The organism is Paracidovorax valerianellae (assembly GCF_900102625.1).
In the GTDB taxonomy this organism is placed as follows: Bacteria; Pseudomonadota; Gammaproteobacteria; order Burkholderiales; family Burkholderiaceae_C; genus Paracidovorax; species Paracidovorax valerianellae.
This window is the reverse complement of record NZ_FMZC01000034.1, coordinates 2,501-5,751: the sequence shown is the minus strand read 5'-3', so window position 1 is coordinate 5,751 and position 3,251 is coordinate 2,501. Positions and strand designations below refer to the sequence as shown.

Annotated in this window: 2 rRNA genes; both read right to left on the bottom strand. The window is 51.0% G+C overall.

Annotation, left to right across the window (positions count from 1 at the left end):
• Window positions 1-53: 53 nt before the first annotated feature.
• Window positions 54-166 (bottom strand): 5S ribosomal RNA (gene rrf / locus BLT03_RS23480).
• 120 nt (window positions 167-286) lie between these two features.
• Window positions 287-3,164 (bottom strand): 23S ribosomal RNA (locus BLT03_RS23475).
• Window positions 3,165-3,251 lie beyond the last annotated feature (87 nt).

Genomic DNA, 3,251 nt, shown 5'->3' with positions numbered 1-3,251 from the left:
CAAAGCAAAACGCCCCAACATCGATAGATGCTGGGGCGGATTGGGCTGTAAGAGCCTGACGATGACCTACTTTCACACGGGAACCCGCACTATCATCGGCGCAAAGTCGTTTCACTGTCCTGTTCGGGATGGGAAGGAGTGGTACCAACTTGCTATGGTCATCAGGCATAACTTGGTGCTACCTTGACGGCTGTCAAGGCGGCGAATTCATAGAGTTTGGAATCAGTTTTTTGGTTTGACTGCGTCACTTGGCATAACAACTTGATCGAATGGTGATCAAAGTTATAGGGTCAAGCCGCACGAGCAATTAGTACTGGTTAGCTTAACGCATTACTGCGCTTCCACACCCAGCCTATCAACGTCCTGGTCTTGAACGACTCTTTAGGGGGCTCAAGGCCCCGGCAGATCTCATCTTGAAACGAGTTTCCCGCTTAGATGCTTTCAGCGGTTATCTCTTCCACACTTAGCTACTCGGCAATGCCACTGGCGTGACAACCGATACACCAGAGGTGTGTCCACTCCGGTCCTCTCGTACTAGGAGCAGGCTTCCTCAAATCTGCAGCGCCCACGGAAGATAGGGACCAAACTGTCTCACGACGTTTTAAACCCAGCTCACGTACCTCTTTAAATGGCGAACAGCCATACCCTTGGGACCGGCTACAGCCCCAGGATGAGATGAGCCGACATCGAGGTGCCAAACACCGCCGTCGATATGAACTCTTGGGCGGTATCAGCCTGTTATCCCCAGAGTACCTTTTATCCGTTGAGCGATGGCCCTTCCATACAGAACCACCGGATCACTATGTCCTGCTTTCGCATCTGCTCGACTTGTCAGTCTCGCAGTTAAGCACGCTTATGCCATTGCACTATTAGCACGATGTCCGACCGTACCTAGCGTACCTTCGAACTCCTCCGTTACGCTTTGGGAGGAGACCGCCCCAGTCAAACTGCCTACCATGCACTGTCCCCGATCCCGATAAGGGACCTAGGTTAGAACCTCAAACACACCAGGGTGGTATTTCAACGTTGGCTCCATGAGAACTAGCGTCCTCACTTCAAAGCCTCCCACCTATCCTACACAGATCTGTTCAAAGTCCAATACAAAGCTACAGTAAAGGTTCATGGGGTCTTTCCGTCTTTCCGCGGGGAGATTGCATCATCACAAACATTTCAACTTCGCTGAGTCTCAGGAGGAGACAGTGTGGCCATCGTTACGCCATTCGTGCAGGTCGGAACTTACCCGACAAGGAATTTCGCTACCTTAGGACCGTTATAGTTACGGCCGCCGTTTACTGGGACTTCAATCAAGAGCTTGCACCCCATCATTTAATCTTCCAGCACCGGGCAGGCGTCACACCCTATACGTCCACTTTCGTGTTTGCAGAGTGCTGTGTTTTTATTAAACAGTCGCAGCCACCGATTTTTTGCAACCCCTTTGGGCTCGCCTTGTACAGGTTCACCTACTTGGGGCATACCTTCTCCCGAAGTTACGGTATCAATTTGCCGAGTTCCTTCTCCTGAGTTCTCTCAAGCGCCTTAGAATACTCATCTCGCGCACCAGTGTCGGTTTGCGGTACGGTCGTGTGTAGCTGAAGCTTAGTGGCTTTTCCTGGAAGCAGGGTATCACTCACTTCGTCTGCAAGCAGACTCGTTATCACCCCTCATCTAAGCCTGGCGGATTTGCCTACCAGGCACGACTACAGGCTTGAACCAACATATCCAACAGTTGGCTGAGCTAACCTTCTCCGTCCCCACATCGCACTACACATCGGTACAGGAATATTGACCTGTTTCCCATCAGCTACGCATCTCTGCCTCGCCTTAGGGGCCGACTCACTCTACGCCGATGAACGTTGCGTAGAAAACCTTGCGCTTACGGCGAGGGGGCTTTTCACCCCCTTTAACGCTACTCATGTCAGCATTCGCACTTCTGATACCTCCAGCATCCGTTACCAGACACCTTCACAGGCTTACAGAACGCTCTCCTACCACTCACAGTAAACTGTGAATCCGCAGCTTCGGTAACTGGCTTAGCCCCGTTACATCTTCCGCGCAGGACGACTCGATCAGTGAGCTATTACGCTTTCTTTAAATGATGGCTGCTTCTAAGCCAACATCCTGACTGTTTTAGCCTTCCCACTTCGTTTCCCACTTAGCCAATTTTAGGGACCTTAGCTGGCGGTCTGGGTTGTTTCCCTCTTGAGTCCGGACGTTAGCACCCGGTGCTCTGTCTCCCAAGCTGTACTCGTCGGTATTCGGAGTTTGCCTTGGTTTGGTAAGTCGCCATGACCCCCTAGCCAAAACAGTGCTCTACCCCCGACGGTAATACTTGAGGCACTACCTAAATAGTTTTCGGAGAGAACCAGCTATTTCCAAGTTTGTTTAGCCTTTCACCCCTATCCACAGCTCATCCGCTAGTTTTGCAACACTAGTCGGTTCGGACCTCCAGTACCTGTTACGGCACCTTCATCCTGGCCATGGATAGATCACTTGGTTTCGGGTCTACACCCAGCGACTGAACGCCCTATTCGGACTCGATTTCTCTACGGCTTCCCTATTCGGTTAACCTTGCCACTGAATGTAAGTCGCTGACCCATTATACAAAAGGTACGCAGTCACCCTTGCGGGCTCCTACTTTTTGTAAGCATGCGGTTTCAGGATCTATTTCACTCCCCTCCCGGGGTTCTTTTCGCCTTTCCCTCACGGTACTGGTTCACTATCGGTCGATTACGAGTATTTAGCCTTGGAGGATGGTCCCCCCATATTCAGACAAGGTTTCTCGTGCCCCGCCCTACTTTTCTCTAGCTTAGTACCACACGTCTATTTTCGCATACAGGGCTATCACCTGCTATGGCTGGGCTTTCCATCCCATTTTGCTAACAGTCGTGCTATTACTAGAAGGCTCTTCCGATTTCGCTCGCCACTACTTTCGGAATCTCGGTTGATGTCTTTTCCTCGAGCTACTGAGATGTTTCAGTTCACCCGGTTCGCCTCGCATACCTATGTATTCAGTATGCGATACCTCTTGCGAGGTGGGTTTCCCCATTCAGAAATCTCCGGATCAAAGCTTATTTGCCAGCTCCCCGAAGCTTATCGCAGGCTATCACGTCTTTCGTCGCCTGTAATCGCCAAGGCATCCACCACATGCTCTTAGTCACTTGACCCTATAACTTTGACGTCTCTTTCGAAACATCTCCATTTTCTTTCAAGTACTTGCGAGGTCTTTCACCTCGCGCGTTATGCCGCAATGT